2 protein-coding genes are annotated in these 2,364 nt (G+C 59.1%); one reads left to right on the top strand and one right to left on the bottom strand.

Going from position 1 to position 2,364, the window contains the following annotated elements:
• Positions 1-1,280: CoA-acylating methylmalonate-semialdehyde dehydrogenase (locus A2I95_RS31885; RefSeq protein ID WP_291736288.1), on the top strand; the 1,280-nt coding region annotated here is incomplete at its 5' end.
• 72 nt (positions 1,281-1,352) lie between these two features.
• Here the strand turns inward: A2I95_RS31885 and A2I95_RS31880 are convergent.
• Entirely contained in the window at positions 1,353-2,057 is a 705-nt protein-coding gene (locus A2I95_RS31880; RefSeq protein ID WP_288941832.1) for a VPLPA-CTERM sorting domain-containing protein, read from the bottom strand.
• Between the last annotated feature and the right edge of the window lie 307 nt (positions 2,058-2,364).

The raw sequence follows: 2,364 nt of genomic DNA, 5'->3' as shown, positions 1-2,364 counted from the left end.
GCCTGATGAACCGCGACATGGACAAGCTGGCAGAGGCGCTGAGCCGCGAGCACGGCAAGACCATCCCTGACGCCAAAGGCGATCTGCAGCGCGGTCTGGAAGTGATCGAATACTGCATCGGCGCGCCGCAAATGCTGAAGGGTGAATTCACCGACAGCGCCGGCCCCGGCATCGACATGTATTCCATGCGCCAGCCGCTCGGCGTCGTTGCCTCGATCATGCCGTTCAACTTCCCCGCCATGATGCCGCTGTGGCACGTCGGCCCGGCCCTGGCCTGCGGCAATGCCGTGGTGCTGAAACCGTCCGAGCGCGACCCCTCGGTGCCGCTGATGCTGGCTGAGCTGTTTGTCGAAGCCGGCCTGCCTGCAGGTGTGTTCCAGGTGGTGAACGGCGACCGCGAAGCGGTTGATACCCTGCTCGACAGCGAGATCATCCAAGGCGTGTCCTTTGTCGGCTCCACCCCGATTGCGCAGTACATCTATTCCCGCGCCACCGCCAACGGCAAGCGCGCGCAGTGTTTCGGCGGCGCCAAGAACCACATGATCGTGATGCCCGACGCGGATCTCGACCAGGCCGCTGACGCGCTGGTCGGTGCAGGCTTCGGCGCGGCTGGCGAACGCTGCATGGCGATCTCGGTTGCGGTTCCCGTCGGTGAGGAAACCGCCGACAAGCTGATCGAAAAGCTGATCCCGCGCATCGAGAAACTGAAAGTCGGCCCCTACACCGCCGGCGACGATGTGGATCTGGGCCCGGTTGTGACCGCGGCCTCCAAGGAACGCATCCTGGGCCTGATCCAGTCCGGCGTCGATCAGGGCGCGGAACTGGTGGTCGACAACCGCGACTTCAAACTGCAGGGCTACGAGGACGGCTTCTTTGTCGGCGCCCATCTGTTTGACCGGGTGACCCCGGACATGGAGATCTACAAGCAGGAGATCTTTGGCCCGGTGCTGTCCACCGTGCGTGCAGACAGCTACGAGGACGCGCTGAAGCTGGCGATGGATCACGAGTACGGCAACGGCACCGCGATCTTTACCCGCGACGGCGACACGGCCCGTGATTTCGCAAGCCGCGTCAACATCGGCATGGTCGGCATCAACGTGCCGATCCCGGTGCCGCTTGCCTATCACACCTTCGGCGGCTGGAAGAAATCCATGTTCGGCGACCTGAACCAGCACGGCCCCGACGCTTTCAAGTTCTACACCCGCACGAAAACGGTCACCTCGCGCTGGCCCTCGGGGATCAAGGAAGGCGGCGAATTCAACTTCAAGGCCATGGACTGATTTCAGCCCGCCCGGCAACAGAAAAGGCCCCGGAAATATCCGGGGCCTTTTTCAATGGTCATGCAAATATGTTCAGGCTTTCTTGCGGCGACGCAGCAAGGCCAGCGCGCCAAGACCGCCAAGCAGAAGCGGCGCCCCCGCAGGCAGCGGGACTACGCTGGGCTGGTATTGAACAGTGATCGACGTGATCTTGATGCCACTTTCGTGACGCACTGTTTTGTTCTTCCAGCCAAAGATTGTCCATTTCCGCACGGTTTCCTCGAACGTCCGCGCACCGATCGCATAAACGTTGTCCGGACCAGCGGGTGTTACGGCGCCGTCACGGGTGTTGCCCAGCAGTTGGCCACCGGCGAACAGGTCGTAGTCGCCAGTACCGTCGGACCAGCCGATGGTTATATCGGTCAGGGTCACATCCCCATCGAAGGTGAACTTCATCGATTCGTCGTCACCCTTACTGTCGATGGCGTGATCATCCGAGGTCCCGCAAAACCAACCGCAAGAAGTGGAGTTGTCGCTGATCAGCCCATAGCTGTTCGTATCCACATCAATGGCACTTCCCTGCACATATGAACTGCCGTTCAGGGAATAGTGAAACCCTTCCACCAGCACACCAAAACCGGGATCTTCGTTCGAAGTGAAATACTGGGAGGTCTGGTTGTCTTCCCTGTCATCGAACGTAAACGTATAAGTCGCCGCCGATGCGACCGTACCGGAGACCGCCAACACGGTCGCGGCGATCAAAGCACTGGCGGCTGTTGTCACTCGCGTCTTCATCATTATCCGTTCCTCAAAATCAACGTTTCCAAAATCGCAAGGGACACAGAGAATCAACCTCCAAAACCCATTGCTCTGCATTCTAGGCTACGGCAATTGAGGTGAGCTTGCCAAGTTTTGAACACGATTGCGCCACACATTTTTCCAATTACTATCAACCTGTTCAATAACAGTTGCTCTTTTACAGCACTACTGTCGTCAATTCGGGAACAATGCAAACGATCACGGCGCGCTTGTCAGCCATGGACTTGCCATGCTGAAGTAACGGCGTTGCAATCAAAACGGTGTGTCCCATGGCCCTGATCCATCC

The organism is Leisingera sp. F5 (assembly GCF_001593695.1).
The sequence above is the reverse complement of the archived record's forward strand: the minus strand, read 5'-3'. Positions and strand labels throughout refer to the sequence as shown.